The sequence below is a fragment of the Acidobacteriota bacterium genome, from assembly GCA_038040445.1.
Classification (GTDB): domain Bacteria; phylum Acidobacteriota; class Blastocatellia; order UBA7656; family UBA7656; genus Onstottus_A; species Onstottus_A frigus.
In genome coordinates, this window is sequence record JBBPIG010000007.1 from 18,197 (window position 1) to 34,206 (window position 16,010).

Sequence of the window (16,010 nt, forward strand, 5' to 3'; positions counted from 1 at the left end):
ATTGCCGATTGGCGATTTCGGAGTTGATCTGGATCGACCCCAATTCGTAATCGGCAATCGGCAATCGGCAATCATGAAGATCCTTTCCATCACAGCGGGCGCGGCGGGTATGTACTGCGGCAGTTGTCTCCGTGACAACGCGCTTGCCGCTGAGCTGTTGAAGCAAGGACACGACGTTCTGCTTGTCCCGATCTACACACCTACACTGACCGACGAAGAAAACGTCAGCATGCATCGAGTCTTCTTTGGCGGGATCAGCGTTTATCTCGAACAACACGTTCCAATATTCAGACACACGCCGAAGCTGCTCGACCGGCTGTGGGACTCCGAGGCCGCGCTGAAGATGGTTGCCCGGCGCTCGATAGCAGTCGATCCGCGCGCTCTTGCCGAGATGACGATCTCGATGTTGAAGGGCGAAGACGGGTATCAGCGCAAGGAACTCGACAAGCTGATCGACTGGCTCAAGTCCGAAGCGCGGCCTGAAGTAGTGAACCTGCCCAACTCGCTTTTGATCGCGCTGGCCCGGCCTATAAAACGAGAGTTGAATCTTCCGATCTTTTGCACGTTGCAAGGCGAGGACCTTTTCATCGACGGTCTCGGTGAACCTTATCGCAGCGAAGCTCTGGAATTGATCCGCTCGAACGTCGAGTTTGTGGACGGCTTTCTTGCGGTGAGCGATTTCTACGCCGGGGCTATGTGCCGCGACCTCGGCATTCCCGAAAGCAAGATGCACGTCGTGCCGCTGGGAATCAGTTTCGACGGATATGAAAAGAGAGAGCGCTCGGCGTCGGGCGAGTTCGTAGTCGGCTATTTCGCCAGGGTCGCGCCTGAGAAAGGGCTGCACGTTCTCTGCGACGCATATCGGCTGCTGAGACAACGAACACCCGAGCGGCGGATCAGACTCGAAGTCGCCGGTTACCTTGCGCCGGAGCACCACGATTACCTCGGAGGGATCGAGCGTCAGATGAACGACTGGGGACTTGGTATCGAGTTTCAGTATCGAGGCGTGCTCGATCGCGAAGCGAAGCTCGTGTTTCTGAAAGGACTCGACGCGCTCTCGGTGCCAGCGACTTATGACGAGCCAAAGGGCATGTCGCTGCTCGAGGCGATGGCCGCGGGTGTGCCGGTTGTTCAGCCGCGAAGAGGTTCCTTCACGGAGATCATCGAGCGAACCGGCGGCGGACTGCTGGTAGACGGCTCCGGCGCCGAGAGTCTCGCGTTGGGGCTGCTATCGTTGATTGAAAGCCCCTCGCTGACCGCGGAATTGAGTCAAAGGGCTTTTGCGGGGGTGCGAGAGCATTATGGAGTGTCGAACATGGCGCGTCGTGCGATCGAGGCATATGCCTCGGCGGCGAATCGCGCGCGAGACGCCGGTATCACGACGGCCGTCGAGCTTGCGCGCGGATGAAGGATCAGTCCACCATGCACCTGTCGTATGCTCAAATCCCTCGTCGCCATGTGGATCTTATGGACCTGAAAGAGGTGTTTCGCTTCGTTGCGCCGCGCGTGCGTGACGCGGCGATCAAGAGCGCCGCTCAGTTGAATGATCTTGGCATTCGCCATGCGTTGGCTGGGGGATTGGCGGTCGGCGCTCACGGCTACATTCGAGCCACTGTCGATGTGGATTTCCTGGTGGGAGAAGAGGCGTTTGAGCATCACGGTTCGGTCGTGGCCTTCAAAGCCGGCGTCCCAATCGAAGTGGATGGGGTGCGCATCGACTACCTGTCGCCCGTCTCGCTCGGTCCGCAACTGGAAGAAGTCCTTGACCATCCTCTTATGAATGAAGGCCTGGCGATCGTTCCGATTGAAGTGCTGATTTACATGAAGCTCGCTGCCAAACGGCGAAGAGACCTGGTGGATGTAATCGAGCTTGTGAAAGTTGGCGCGGATGTCAGTCGCGTGCGGGACTACCTGCGGCAATATGCGAGCGATCTGGTTCCATCGTTTGAAGAGTTGGTCAACGAGGCGCTCGGTGAATGATACATCCAGTCCCACACGAGAGTCCGTTCACCTAGAGGGGATCAGGGATTCCAAAGAAGGTCTCGTGACCTTCTTAGACTCCATCCGAGGATCAAGACCCAAGGAGTGAGACAACTGAATGAGTGTTGCTGCAACAGACTTATCTCTCAGAGCGGAGGAAGCAAAGATCCAACTCAATGCCCACGTGCGCGAGATCGTCCAGTGGCATTTCAACCCCGAGACCGGGTGTCCCTTCTGGCTCGATTTCGCATCGAAGCTCGGTTGGGATCCAAGACAAGAGATCAACTCCTTCGAGGATCTCAGGAAGTTTCCGCCTTTCGAAGACGAATGGTTGCGCGGAGGGCCCGTGCGGCGATGGCTGCCGAAGGGACTTTCTGGCAAGCCTCTCTTCACGTTCGAAACCGGAGGAACGACGGGCGTGCCTAAGAGCCGCCTCCAAATCGAAGACTTCCGCACCGATTATGAAATGTTCAGCGAGACGCTTCCGGACGAGTATTTTCCACGAGGCGCCAACTGGCTGATGCTCGGGCCTTCGGGTCCGCGAAGGCTGCGGCTAGCAGTAGAACATTTATGTCAATACCGAGGCGGGATCTGCTTCGGCGTAGATCTCGACCCACGCTGGGTGATCAAGCTGATCAAGTGGGGCGAGTCCGAAGCGCTCGACGAATATAAAGCCCACGTGATTGAGCAGGCGATAACGGTTCTCGGGGCCGGTCACGATATACGCTGCCTGTTCACGACTCCAAAGCTGCTCGAGTCGCTGGCCGAGGAACTCGAGAACCGCGGGACTAGCATTGCAAAGTCAGGGATCACGGGGATCTTTGCGGGCGGAACCGAATTCACTCCGCAGTACACGCGCTTCGCGATGGAAGAACTGCTTGGCCCGGGCGTGTACCTGACGCCGACCTACGGCAACACACTGATGGGGCTGGCTTGCTCGAAGCCGGTCACGCCGGAGGACGGCTATAAGATCGCCTACTACGCGCCGCAGCCTCGCGCAGTCATCGAAGTAGTCGAATTCAACGACCGCGATCTGGCCGTAGGCTACGGCGAAACCGGCCGGGTGCGATTGACTACTCTGACTCGTGAGACATTTATTCCGGGATTCTTAGAGAGAGACGAAGGCGAGCGCGAGAAGCCTTGTGAACAGTATCCGTGGGACGGCGTGAGCGGAGTTCGTCCCTTTCGCAAACTTGCGGGCCAGACAACAGTTGGAGTGTACTGAATTGCCGATTGCCGATTGGCGATTGGCGATTTTCGATTGAAGATTTGGCGTTCATCTTGTGAGGAACCGATGGCAGTCCTAAATATTCCAATCTTTAGATGGGGGCAGCCCTACACCAGTCTCGACACCGAAGACGTTGTCCATTTCATCAGCGGCGAAACTCTGGCGCGCGTCAGTCAGGCTAACACGGGATTGCTCGCCCGCGACATGCGACTTGCAGAGCGAGCCCGGCAGGTTCTCACCGAGATTCCAGTCTCGGACCTGATCGCCATTATGAAAAAGGCTGCGGATCTCTATCTCAACGGAACGCTTCCGATGGGCGACGGCGCGCAAACACCTGATGATTTCGCTCGCCAGCAGTCGGCGAGCACCGGCCTGCCTGAGCATATGTCCAAGGCCAACATGAGTAAGAATCACTTCGTGCTGTCGAATATGGACAAGATTCTGGACGCGCTCACGCGAGGATTGGATCTGAATATCCTGACTCGCGGCTATGGAATCGAGTCTCGTGGAGTGATGGTGAGCTATCAGGCGCAAGCGCCCGTGTTGGGGCTGGTGCTGCCGTCGAATTCGCCGGGCGTGCACACTCTCTGGCTGCCGGTGATACCGATGCAGATCGGGCTGCTGCTCAAGCCCGGCCCTCAAGAACCGTGGACTCCGTACCGAATGGCCGCAGCTTTTACCGAAGCAGGCGTGCCCAAAGAAGCGATTGCGATCTATCCGGGCGGCGGCGAGATGGGCGCGGAAGTCGTCAGGCGATCCAACCGCACGATGATATTCGGCGGCACGCCGACGGTTGAACGCTACCGCGGCGACACTCGCGTTCAAGTGCATGGACCGGGGTTCACGAAGATCCTGCTGGGCGACGACGTGGTGGACGACTGGGAGAAATACCTGGACGTGATGGTTGACAGTGTGTTTCTCAATAGCGGCCGCGGCTGCATCAACTGCTCGGGAGTTTGGGCCTCGCGTCACACGAAGGAAATCGCAGAGGCTCTCGCCGAACGAATAGGCCCGGTCGAGCCCAAGCCGCCCGAAGACCCCCAAGCGAGCCTCGCCGCGTTCACCGTTCCTGGCGCCGCGAAAGCGATCTGGAAGAGCATCGAGTCGGGCTTGCACGAGGCGGGCGTCGAACATGTGACGGCGAAGTTTGGCTCGCGGCTAGTCGAGAAGGAGCGCTGCGGATATCTGAGACCGGTGGTTATCCATTGCGACGCCCCGGATAGGACGCTGGCCAACACCGAGTTCATGTTCCCCTTTGTGAGCGTGGTCAGGTGTCCGCAAGACGAGATGCTCAAGCGGATCGGATCGACGCTGGTGGGCAGCGCGATCACTTATGATGAGAAGTTTCAAAGCCAACTGGTAAATGCGACTCACATTGACAGGTTGAACCTTGGTCCGGTGCCGACGATTCAACTCGATTGGCTCCAGCCGCACGAAGGAAACATCGTTGAGTTCCTCTTCCGCCCTCGGGCGTTTCAGTCAAGGCTTGAGAAGGTGGCGGTTTAAGAGATAGACGGCAGCACTCACGCGACATCGAGCAGCACCTTTGGGTTTCGTTCAGCAATGAGCAGCAATGTGCGAGCCGCACCCGAAGGCGCACGGCGGCCCTGCTCCCAGTCCTGCAAAGTTCGGATGGACACGCCAAGCAACGCAGCGAAGCGCTCCTGAGAAAGGCCGGTCTTCTCCCGAATGGTGGCGACGCTGGGAATGTTGACGACGCGTCCGTGCTGACCGCGTTTGATCTCTCGAAGTCCTTGCAGTATCTCGCGACCGATGTCTCGCTTGGCCTTAGCCATTTTCAATCTCCTCCCGAATCTTTCGTAACGCGTGCGCCGGAATGCTTTCGATTACGTTCTTCGGATACATGGTCAGCATCCAGATCACGCCGTCAGCCCGCTTCACGTAGTAGATGACTCGATACCCACCACGCTTGCCCCGACCCGGAGCTTGCCATCTGAGCTTCCTCACTCCGCCCGCGCCCGGAATCACCGGACCGCTTTCCGGGTTCGACGCGAGAAACAATTGAAGCTCGCTGTACTCGTCGTCGGTCAGATACTCCTGGACGAGCCGAGTGAAGAGCTTCGTTTCAATGAAGCTGAACACGTGACTAGTATACGGCTTTGCCGTACCCCGTCAAGCCTGATGTCCTCAGGCCAGAGCCCGAGGGAACTTCCTTGGACGCAAACGATTATGAGAGACTGGCTAGTCGCAGACCGTCATGGTCGGAGCGCTGATTCAGTTCGTGTCACCTTTTGATTTCGGGCACTTCAACAAATATGAGAGTTCTCCTCATTCTTCTTCTCTCAGTCCCAATCCTCGTCGAAGACTGGCCTGAGTTCAGGGGACCTACAGGTCAGGGCCTTTCCGATGAGCGTGGACTTCCTCTAACATGGAGTGAAACTAAGAACGTGAAGTGGAAGATTGCGATTCCCGGAAAGGGATGGTCTTCGCCGGCGATACTTGGAGATCGCATTTGGCTGACAACCGCCACAGAAGACGGAAGATCATTGCGCGCGATCTGTGTAGACCGCAACACCGGCGCGATCACTCAAAACGTCGAAGTGTTTCGCCTCAAGAACCTCGGACCGATGAGTCCGAAGAACAGCCTCGCGTCACCGACGCCGGTGCTCGAAGGCGATCGCGTGTATCTGCACTTCGGCGCTCACGGGACTGCTTGTATCACTCAAGCTGGTGAGATCGTTTGGAAAACGCGGCTCGAATACGATAACGGACAGCATGGTCCGGGCGGCTCTCCAGTGCTTTATGACAATCTGCTGATCGTTAGCTGCGATGGCCTGGAGGTCCAGTATGTCGCAGCGCTCGACAAGCTGACCGGCAAAACCAAATGGAAGAAACTGCGCGAGGGCTATCAAGCCTACACCACCCCGCTCGTGGTGAGGCTTCCGGCAGGCGATCAAGTGATCAGCCCGGGCTCGTTTCGTGCGGTTGCTTATGAACCGCGCACCGGAAAAGAGATCTGGCAGGTGAAGTACGGCGACGGGTTCTCGAATGTCCCTCGGCCGGTGTATGGAAACGGATTGGTTTTCATCTGCACCGGATTTCAGGAACCGTCTCTACTGGCGGTTCGGGTGGACGGCCGCGGCGACGTAACCAAGAAGCAGATCGCGTGGACTCTCAAGCGAGGCGCGCCGCTGACGCCGTCTCCGCTTCTGGTTGGCGAGGAGCTATACGTGATCACTGACAACGGCATCGCAACTTGTCTGGATGCGGCTACTGGAAAAGAGCATTGGAAGGCGCGCGTAGGCGGCAATCATTCGGCTTCTCCGATTTACGCCGACGGACGGATCTACTTTCTCAGCGAAGAGGGCGAGTCGGTAGTGATAGCGCCCGGGAAGGAATTCAAAGTACTCGCGAAGAACGAACTGGATGGGGAAACGCTGGCGTCGATGGCTGTGTCGGCGGGCTCGATCTTCGTTCGAAGCCGCACGCATCTCTACCGGCTGTGCAATTAGAGCGCGTATGCCGACATGATAAGACCAGGACCGTATCGGTTTTGTTTCTACAGCCATGAGGCCAACGAGCCGCCAAATATTCATGTAGATCTGTGATTCTGGCTCGGCAAAGCTTTGGGTGAGTCCCCTGGGCCTGGCTCGCAACTTGGATTTAACGCGCGCGAACTCCGTAAGCTACAATCTCTGGTGATTGAACACCGGATAGAATTTCTGAGGGCGTGGAATGGGTATTTTGGCGTTAGCCGAGATCAAATCGTCTCGGCGTGCCATTAATAGAGATGATTTGCGGAACGCAGGCGATGAACGGGTTATGCAGAACAATGTCTTTCGAATAGCGCTTTGCGTCGTAGTCGCTGGCTTCGTGTTCGGCAGCGCTGGTCATCTCCCTCGGTGCCGAGCACAGAGGCTCGACGAACCCCGTGTCGCATCTACAAATGTTCCTGCGTATCCTCCACTCGCGCGGGCTGCCTGTGTACAAGGGCGGGTGGCAGTTGTAGTGACCCTTGATCAAGATGGTAAGGTAACCAACGTCGAAACTCTGTTTGGGCATCCGCTCCTACGCCAGTTGTCTGAAGCGGCTGCACGCCTGTGGACGTTCGAACCCGTGCGGGACGGAGGTGTTCAGCGTCGACAAGTGATCAAGTTCGTTTTTCGGATTCTTCCTTTTGAGACACCGCCGAAAAAGGTCCGCGCGGTTTTTCTAACGCCAACTGACGTCGAGGTGCGCTCTTATCCTTTCGAACCAAGTTGCGATGATTGCTCGCCGAGGCGGCAGAAGGAGCTGCGAAAGGGCGGTTGTCCAGAGAGCCGGTAGCGCAAGGTTTTGAGCCTGATGGGTGAGCGTACGGAAAGCCTGCTGCCTTTGACTAACCAGGGATTGTTTTGCTTCAAGTCATCAACCTAAAAAAAAACTACCCAACACCCCGAGGGCCGCTCCCGGTGCTATGTGGAATCTCGTTCCATCTCTCACGCGGGGATGCGGTCGCGATCATGGGTCCGTCGGGCAGCGGCAAGAGCACTCTGCTGCACATACTCGGCGCGCTGGATACTCCCAGCTCGGGCAGCGTCACTCTCGACGGCGCCAATCCCTTCGAGCTTGATGAGAAAGCGCTCGCGGCTTTTAGGAACGAGAAGGTAGGCTTTGTCTTTCAGGATCATTGTCTGCTGCCGCAGTGTTCGGTGCTGGAGAATGTCCTCACTCCGACTCTTGTTTCGCGATCGAACACCGACCGCACCGAACGCGCACGAATGCTGCTGGATCAAGTGGGTCTTAATGAGCGGCTCGATCATCGCCCAGCCGAGTTGTCGGGTGGGGAGAAGCAGCGCGTAGCTCTGGCGCGAGCGCTCATCAATGAGCCCGTGTTGCTGTTGTGTGATGAGCCCACTGGCAACCTGGATTTTCAGTCCGCCGAGACAGTAGCGTCCCTGCTCTTGGAACTGCACGCGCGGCAGAAGACTATTCTCGTCGTGGTCACTCACAGCGCGGAGCTCGCCGCGAGGTTTCCCATTCGTTACGAAATGGCCGGGCAGACTATCAGGCAAGCGTGATGCGACTCTCCACTCTCCTCTCTCGAAATCTCATCTACTTCTGGCGCAGCAATCTCGCCGTCGTGCTAGGAGTCGCAACCGCGGTGGCCGTCCTGTCCGGGGCTTTGCTGGTAGGCGACTCGGTGCGCGGCAGCCTGCGCGACCTGTTCGTACAAAGACTCGGCAACACCGGCGAGGTCATCGGAGCGACGAGTTTTTTCAGAGAGAAGCTTGCTGACGAGATCCAAGCTGATTCCAGATTCGCCGGAGCCTTCAGCGGCGCGTGTCCGCTGATCGTGCTGAACGGTCTGGTGATCGACGAGAGGAGCGGCCGGCGCGCTTCAAGGGTTCAGGTCTATGGCGTGGACGATCGCTTCTGGAAGTTTCACGAACGCGACAGCAACGTGACGCCGCTGACCGAGCGCGAAGTCTTGCTGAGCCCGGACCTGGCGAGCGAGCTGGGCAGCGAACCCGGACAGACTGTTCTTCTGCGAATAGAGAAACCCTCAGCCATTCCCGCCGGATCGCTGCACGGCAAGAAGGACGACCTTGGCCGCACGATTCGGCTGACGGCTCGCGAGGCGCTTGCTGCGTCCAATCTGGGTGAGTTCTCACTTCGGCCAAGCCAGGGCCCGGTGCGAGCAGTCTTCGTGCCGCTCGCGCGATTGCAGAAAGACCTCGAGCAACCCGGCAAGGTCAACATAATTCTGCTTGACGAGAAGCCGTCAGGAACCGGTGACCAGGAAACCGCCAGGCCTTCGCTGATGGCAGAGGTATTAAAGGAAACCTTCATTCTTGAAGACCTTGGGATAAAGCTGCGGGTGCTCGACGAGCAACGCGGCATCGCGCTCGAAAGCGACAGCGCTATTATCAGCGATACGCTTTATTCAAGCGCGCAAGACGCGGCCGCGCGGGCGGGAATGCGGGTGTCGCCAATCCTCAGCTATCTCGCAAACTCTCTCCGCATAGGCGATCGAGAAGTTCCTTATTCGCTGATGACCGCGATCGACAGCGAGAGTCTTGAAGCATTGAAGCGCGCGGAGGCGCGAAGCCATGAGCCTCTAGACCCCCTTGCGGATACTCAGAAAACGATACCGCCGATTCTTTTGAATTCGTGGGCGGCAAACGATCTCGATGCGCGGCTGGGCGACGTGGTGACGCTTGAATACTACCTCTGGAAAGATGACGGCCAGCTCTCGACTCACACTGCTCCGTTCATGCTCGCGGGCGTTGTGCCTCTGACGGGTCAAGCCGCGGATCGCGATTATGTTCCGGATTATCCCGGGATCACCGCGACCCAAAACATTGGCGACTGGGACCCGCCTTTCCCCGTGGATCTCAAGCGCGTGCGGCCGCGCGACGAAGACTACTGGCACAAATACCGCACAACTCCCAAGGCGTTCATCCCGTTGGAAGCAGGTCAGCAGCTATGGCAGTCGCGCTACGGAAAGCTGACGTCGCTGCGAATGATCACGTCTCCGGGCGCGGACCCGCAATCGCATCTTGACTCCCTCAAGCAAAGTCTGCACGCTGCGCTTGATCCAACCGAGAACGGTTTTTCGATCAGCCCGGTGAGGCTCGAGGGTTTGCAAGCGTCGCGGGGGGCAACGGACTTTGGAGAGTACTTCGTCTACTTCAGCTTCTTTTTAGTCGCCGGCGCGCTGCTGCTTGCGAGTCTGTTCTTCAAGCTTGGCATCGAGCAACGACTGCGCGAGATCGGAACGCTTCGAGCGGTCGGCTTCCCGGCGGCCGTAGTGCGTTCGCTTTTTCTTCGCGAAGGATTGGTGCTCGCAACAGCGGGAAGCATTCTTGGGGTCATCGGCGCAGTTGGCTACGGCGAACTGATGATCTACGGTTTGCGCACCTGGTGGGTAGGCGCCGTTGGCACGACTAGGCTGAGCCTGCACATTTCTGCGTTGTCGCTGCTGCTGGGCGGCGCCGGCGGAATCGTCATTGCGTTGTCGTGCGTAGTGTGGACTCTGAGAACGCTTCAGCGTTCATCGCCGCGAAGTCTGCTCACCGGCAGCTTGGATGCGGCGACTCAACGCGAGCCGGCAGGCTCCGCGCGCGCGCGTGCGTTTCCTTCTGCGCAACTGCTCTCGATCGCCTTAGCCTTAGCGGGAGCGGTGTTGCTGATCGCGGCCTCGCTGGACCGGATCGGAAAGACGGCGGGATTCTTCGGCGCGGGAACCGCGCTACTCGCCGCGATGTTGTGCTTCGAGTATGGCTGGCTGCGGCGGAGGGTCAGGAACCCGATCAAGGGCAACGGCTGGTGGCCGGTTTCAAGGCTCGGCTTCAGAAACGCAACCTACCGTCCGGGCCGTAGCATTCTTTGCATTGCGCTGATCGCATCGGCGGCGTTCATCATCGTCGCGGTGGATGCCTTCAAGCGCGATAACCGAGACGCGGCGCTGGACAGGAAGTCGGGCAATGGAGGGTTCCCGCTACTGGCCGAGTCGCTGCTGCCTCTCTATCACGACCCGAACACACCCGGCGGCAGAGAGGCGTTGAACATCGCAGCTCAGAAAGGATTCGAACCCCAGAACGTGAGCTTCACCCGTTTCAGAGTTCGGCCCGGCGACGACACGAGCTGCCTGAACCTCTATCAGCCGCGCAACCCAAGGATCGTTGCGCCCGGCGACGACTTTGTTCAAAGCGGCCGCTTCTCGTTTCAGGAATCGTCGGCCGAGACGAAAGAAGAAAAGGAAAATCCGTGGTTGCTGCTGAATCGCGAGCTGCCCGATGGCGCGATCCCGATCATCGCCGATGCCAACTCGATGACTTACGTGCTTCATCGCAAACTCGGAGAAGAGATAGTCGTGAGCCGGGCGAATGGCGAGCCGGCGCGGCTGCGATTGGTGGCGGCGCTGGCCGACAGCATATTCCAGGGAGAGCTGTTGATGTCGGAGGCGAACTTCCTGCGGTTGTTTCCGGATCGCGGCGGCTACCGCTTTTTTCTGCTGGATGTGGCTCCCGAAGCCTCTTCCGTGGCAGCCGGCGTTTTGGAGGAGCAGTTGGCGGATTTTGGTTTCGACGCAATGCCGACTTCGGAACGGCTTGCGAGTTTTCATCGAGTAGAGAACACGTACCTGTCGACGTTTCAGACGTTGGGCGGGCTTGGGCTGGTGCTGGGAACATTGGGGCTTGCAACCGTGTTGCTTAGAAACGTGCTGGAGAGAAGACGCGAACTTGCGCTGCTCAAGGCGATCGGTTACAACTCGGGACACTTCGCGCTGATGGTGATCACCGAGAACGCGTTTCTTGTTAGCTGCGGTCTGGTGACGGGATCGCTAAGCGCGCTGGTCGCCATCGGACCGGCTTTCGTTTCAAGAGGCGGTCACCTTCCCGCTCTTTCGATGTGGTTGTTGCTGAGCGTGTTCGTAACCGGACTGTTTGCGTCGCTGGTGGCCACGATAGCCGCGCTGCGGACGCCGTTGCTCCCCGCGCTGCGCTCGGAGTAGATTGAGACCTCGTATGGCCAATACAATGCTCTCGAAAATCGCATTGCGGCTTTGCGTCGCCGCCGCACTCGCTGGTCAGGTTTGTTTTGCACAAGACTGGCCTCAATGGCGCGGCCCTAATCGCGACGGACTGGTCGCTTCCTTCACCGCTCCGCGAGTCTGGCCCGACAAGCTGAAGACAATCTGGAAAGTGCAGGCCGGGATCGGGCACGCATCGCCCGTCGTTGTTGGACGCCGAGTCTATCTGCACTCGCGGCAGGACGAGAACGAAGTCGCCTCGTGTTTTGATCTCGACACGGGAAAGCTGATATGGCACGACAGCTATCCTACTCCTTACATGATGAACCCGGCCGCGTTTGCTCACGGTAAGGGTCCTAAATCAACTCCGGTTGTTTACAACAACAGGCTGTACACCTTTGGCATCAGCGGCATTCTCTCCTGTTACGACGCTGCTACCGGAAAGCTGAGCTGGCGCAAGGAGTTTTCCAAACAGTTCAAAGCGACCTCGCCTCTCTTTGGCGCGGCGGCTTCGCCTGTTGTGCACAACGGTCTGGTGATTGTGCACGTTGGCGGCCACGATGCGGGCGCGCTCACAGCTTTTGATTCCCAGACGGGAGACGTGAAGTGGAGCTGGACGGGAGACGGGCCCGGCTATGCGTCGCCGATAGTTTTCCAGAGTAGTGGGACAAGTCAGATCGTCACGCAAACGCAGAAGTCGATTGCCGGGTTTTCAGCCGAAAGCGGTGAGCTGCTCTGGCGCATTCCGTTCGAGACCGAATACGTTCAGAACATCGTGACCCCGGTTGTCTACAAGCAGACGCTGATCTTCTCAGGTTTGGACAAGGGAACGATGGCAGTCAGAGTGATCAAGCGCGGAGATAAATGGGAGACCGAGCGAGTCTGGCAGAACCCTGAAGTATCGATGTACATGAACTCGCCGGTCGTGAGTGGAGATTATCTGTTCGGGCTTTCACACAAGCGCAAAGGTCAGTTCTTCTGTCTCGACGCGCGCACGGGAGAGACTAAGTGGATCAGCAACGGCCGCGAGGGAGACAACGCGGCGATCGTCGCGGCGGGGTCGTTTCTGTTTCTGCTGACCGAGGCATCGGACCTGCTGGTCGCAAAGAACGGTGCGACGCAATTCGAGGTTTTGAAAAAGTATCCGGTGGCAGAGAGTCCAACCTGGGCGCACCCGGTTGTTGTGGGCAAGGGAATCCTGATAAAAGACACGAAGACAATCGCGCTGTTGAGTTTCGACTGAAAGCTGAGACCGAATGACCTATTCTTCCCGTCACCTCTCCGATCAGCCAGAGACAGCAGTTCAAACCACCGATATTGCCGAGCGGCCGGCGGACTACAAAATCCCTCAGATAATCGGTGCGTCCGCCGTGGGCACGATGATCGAGTGGTATGACTTCTACATCTTCGGCAGCCTTGCGACCGTCATTTCGCCGCTCTTTTACCCTAAGGGCGACGACACCCTCGCGCTGATCGCATACCTTTCGACTTTCGCCGTGGGGTTTGTCGTGCGCCCGTTCGGCGCGCTGTTCTTCGGGCGGATAGGCGATCTGGTCGGCCGAAAGTATGCGTTTCTGGTGACGCTGTTGATCATGGGAGGCGCAACGGCGCTGATCGGCTTTCTTCCAACCTATGCGACGATCGGGATCGCAGCTCCGATCATTCTTCTGGTGATTCGGATTCTGCAAGGCTTGGCGCTGGGAGGCGAGTACGGCGGGGCTGCCGTGTATGTTGCCGAGCACGTGCCCGATGGAAAGCGAGGCTTCTACACGAGCTTTATTCAGATCACGGCAACGCTCGGGCTGTTCCTTTCGCTTGCTGTGATCCTCGCCGTCCAGAACGCGATGAGCAAAGAAGCCTTCGGGTCGTGGGGCTGGCGGCTTCCGTTCCTGATCTCGATCTTTCTGGTAGCGATCTCACTGTACATTCGGCTGCGGATGAAGGAGTCGCCGATCTTCCAGCACATCAAGGGCGCCGGGATGACGTCGGCCCGGCCGTTAAAAGAGGCGTTCACCAATTGGGCGAATCTGAAGCTGGTGTTGATCTCTCTGTTTGGCGCGACGGCGGGACAAGGCGTGGTGTGGTACACCGGGCAGTTCTATGCGCTGTTCTACCTTCAGACGGTCCTCAGAGTGAACGGCACGTCGGCCAATTACATTATCGCCGCCGCGTTGTTGCTTGGGATGCCGTTATTCGTTCTGTTCGGCGCGCTGTCGGACCGTTTCGGCCGCAAGAAGATAATGATGATCGGGTGTCTGCTGGCCGCCGTCTCGTACATTCCGATCTATAAGGCGATGCAACAGGCGGCCGGCTCGAACGTGGTGACCGCCGCGTCGCAGAAGAACCCGGTAACCGGCGCGATCACTCTCGTGCCGCAAACCGTCGTTGATGGGGTGCTGCAACCTGCAAACGAGGTTCTGCCGTGGACGAACTTTGCCGGGCTCATGACCAATCCCATCGCCTGGAAGCTGATTCTGCTGGTGTTCATCCAGGTCATTTTTGTCACCATGGTTTACGGCCCGATCGCCGCGTACCTTGTCGAGGCGTTCCCGGCCAGGATCCGATACACCGCGTTGTCGCTCCCGTACCACATAGGCAACGGGATCTTCGGCGGATTGTTGCCGCTGATTGGACTGGCCGTGGTTGCGCAGACTGGCAACATCTACGCCGGGTTGTATTATCCGATTGTGATCGCGGGCATCACGTTCATCGTTGGGTCGCTTCTGTTGAAGGAGACCCACAGCGTGCTGATCTGGAAGGAGCTTGAGACGGAGCGGCCCGGCGAGCTGCAGAGCGATATCGACGGCCCGGTTTGAGGAGGCCTCGATTTGCGGCTCGCCAACCGAAACATGGCCCGGGCAAGAACGAGTGCTCAAGGCGGCGACCGCCGAGATGGCGTAAAGCATCTCGATCGAGGCCAGCGAGGGCTCGGCTTGCGGTTAGAATTGCTGTTTGGCCGCTGTTATACTAGGCGAATGAAGAAGGAGACTTCACCTGAGACAGAAGACGAATTGCGGCCCGAATACGATCGGAGTGAAAACGTGGTCCGAAAGCTTTTTCCTTTCTTGATCCTCGCGACCTTAGCTGCCGGTTCGGTGTACGCTGATAACTGGCCGCAGTGGCGCGGTCCGTTTCTAAACGGCGTCAGCGCCGAAAAGAACCTGCCTTTCAAGTGGAGTGCCGAGGAGAACGTCACCTGGAAGCTCACCTTGCCGAGCTGGACCGGCGCGACCCCCATCATCTGGGGCGAGCGCATCTTTCTGAACGTCGCCGATGGAAACGACCTGTTCCTTTGGTGCGTGGACCGAACGAAAGGCGAGCCCCTCTGGAAGAAGCTTCTTGGGAGCGGCAACACCAAGATGCGCAAACAGAACATGTCGTCGCCTTCGCCGGTCACCGACGGCAAGAGCGTTTGGGTGATGACCGGGACCGGCATCCTCAAGGCATTCGACTTCAGCGGCGTCGAGCTGTGGGCGCGCGATGTACAGAAAGACTATGGGCGCTTCGGCTTGAATTGGGGATACGCATCGTCGCCGCTGCTCTATGAAGACGCGTTGTTTGTTCAAGTGCTTCACGGTATGAGGACCGACGATCCGTCTTACGTGATGCGGCTGGACAAGAAGACAGGCAAGACTCTTTGGAAGGTCGAGCGCCCGACAAATGCGATCAGCGAATCGCCTGACTCCTACACGACTCCCGCGCTTCTGAAGTACGGCAAAAACGTCGAGATTGTGATCACCGGCGGCGATTGCGTGACCGGTCACGATCCGGCAACGGGCAAGGAACTTTGGCGCGCGAACGGACTGAACCCCGACAACCATCCCAACTATCGAATCGTCGCGTCTCCGGTCGTGTTCGAAGGCGTCGTGTACGCGCCGACCAGAGTAAAGCCGCTGCTGGCTCTTAAAGCTGGCGGGCGCGGCGACGTGACCGAATCAAGCCGCCTCTGGGCGTTCGCCAACGGGCCCGATGTTCCGACCCCGGTGACCGACGGCAAGTATTTCTATGTTGTCGACGACCGGGGCATCATGTGGTGCCTCGACGCCAAGACAGGTCAGGCCATCTGGGGACCGCAGCGCATCAAGCCGGCGACGTACAGTTCATCGCCGGTGCTGGCCGACGACAAGCTTTACGTCACCAACGAAGAAGGGCTAACGACGGTGTTGAAGGCGGGCCCGAAGTTCGAGGTGCTGGCCGAGAACAACTTGAACGATTACACGCTCAGCTCGCCGGCTGTTTCGGACGGGCAGATCTTCATGCGAACCGCTCAGTATCTCTACTGTATCGGTAAGCGAGTATCGAAGTAGTTCAGGGTTCCGGGTT

Annotated in this window: 13 protein-coding genes; 10 read left to right on the forward strand and 3 right to left on the reverse strand. The window is 58.3% G+C overall.

All coding sequences use genetic code 11. From position 1 onward, the window contains the following. The first annotated feature begins 1 nt into the window (after position 1). From AABO57_09260 to AABO57_09275, 4 genes are all read left to right on the forward strand, one after another. Entirely contained in the window at positions 2–1,408 is a 1,407-nt protein-coding gene (locus AABO57_09260) for a glycosyltransferase family 4 protein (GenBank protein MEK6285913.1), read from the forward strand. Positions 1,409–1,467: 59 nt separating this feature from the next. Next, on the forward strand, positions 1,468–1,980 hold the full coding sequence (locus AABO57_09265) for a hypothetical protein (GenBank protein MEK6285914.1): 513 nt from the start codon (positions 1,468–1,470) through the stop codon (positions 1,978–1,980). A 118-nt stretch (positions 1,981–2,098) separates the two neighbouring features. Continuing rightward, on the forward strand, positions 2,099–3,205 hold the full coding sequence (locus AABO57_09270; protein MEK6285915.1) for a hypothetical protein: 1,107 nt from the start codon (positions 2,099–2,101) through the stop codon (positions 3,203–3,205). A 69-nt stretch (positions 3,206–3,274) separates the two neighbouring features. Then, positions 3,275–4,714 carry an aldehyde dehydrogenase family protein gene (locus tag AABO57_09275; protein MEK6285916.1) on the forward strand — a complete coding sequence of 480 codons (1,440 nt, stop codon included), beginning with the start codon at positions 3,275–3,277 and terminating at the stop codon, positions 4,712–4,714. Between the two features lie 17 nt (positions 4,715–4,731). Here the strand turns inward: AABO57_09275 and AABO57_09280 are convergent, their stop codons facing one another. Both AABO57_09280 and AABO57_09285 read right to left on the reverse strand, forming a co-directional pair. Then, on the reverse strand, positions 4,732–5,004 hold the full coding sequence (locus AABO57_09280; GenBank protein ID MEK6285917.1) for a helix-turn-helix domain-containing protein: 273 nt from the start codon (positions 5,002–5,004) through the stop codon (positions 4,732–4,734). Further along, the gene (locus AABO57_09285) at positions 4,997–5,311 is read right to left on the reverse strand and encodes a transcriptional regulator (GenBank protein MEK6285918.1); all 315 of its coding nucleotides are present in this window, start codon (positions 5,309–5,311) and stop codon (positions 4,997–4,999) included. The genes AABO57_09280 and AABO57_09285 overlap by 8 nt, the downstream gene beginning before the upstream one ends. Before the next feature lie 305 nt (positions 5,312–5,616). Here AABO57_09285 and AABO57_09290 point away from each other — a divergent pair, with 305 nt between their 5' ends. Then, positions 5,617–6,681 (forward strand): PQQ-binding-like beta-propeller repeat protein, encoded by a 1,065-nt coding sequence (locus tag AABO57_09290; protein MEK6285919.1) that lies wholly within the window; start codon positions 5,617–5,619, stop codon positions 6,679–6,681. A gap of 238 nt (positions 6,682–6,919) precedes the next feature. On the opposite strand, the gene AABO57_09295 is transcribed toward AABO57_09290, so the two are convergent. Beyond that, positions 6,920–7,231, reverse strand: coding sequence for a hypothetical protein (locus AABO57_09295; protein MEK6285920.1), 312 nt, complete (start codon positions 7,229–7,231; stop codon positions 6,920–6,922). Between the two features lie 389 nt (positions 7,232–7,620). Between AABO57_09295 and AABO57_09300 the strand changes: the two genes are divergently transcribed. The 5 genes from AABO57_09300 to AABO57_09320 all read left to right on the forward strand — a co-directional run bounded on the left by AABO57_09300 (position 7,621) and on the right by AABO57_09320 (position 15,994). After that, a complete protein-coding gene (locus AABO57_09300) occupies positions 7,621–8,229 on the forward strand; it encodes an ABC transporter ATP-binding protein (GenBank protein ID MEK6285921.1) in 609 nt (202 codons plus the stop codon). After that, complete coding sequence (locus AABO57_09305; GenBank protein MEK6285922.1) at positions 8,229–11,669, forward strand: FtsX-like permease family protein; 3,441 nt, start codon at positions 8,229–8,231, stop codon at positions 11,667–11,669. The genes AABO57_09300 and AABO57_09305 overlap by 1 nt, the downstream gene beginning before the upstream one ends. A gap of 13 nt (positions 11,670–11,682) precedes the next feature. Further along, positions 11,683–12,930, forward strand: coding sequence for a PQQ-binding-like beta-propeller repeat protein (locus AABO57_09310; GenBank protein MEK6285923.1), 1,248 nt, complete (start codon positions 11,683–11,685; stop codon positions 12,928–12,930). 136 nt (positions 12,931–13,066) lie between these two features. Continuing rightward, complete coding sequence (locus tag AABO57_09315; protein ID MEK6285924.1) at positions 13,067–14,503, forward strand: MFS transporter; 1,437 nt, start codon at positions 13,067–13,069, stop codon at positions 14,501–14,503. Positions 14,504–14,728: 225 nt separating this feature from the next. After that, a complete protein-coding gene (locus AABO57_09320; protein ID MEK6285925.1) occupies positions 14,729–15,994 on the forward strand; it encodes a PQQ-binding-like beta-propeller repeat protein in 1,266 nt (421 codons plus the stop codon). Positions 15,995–16,010 lie beyond the last annotated feature (16 nt).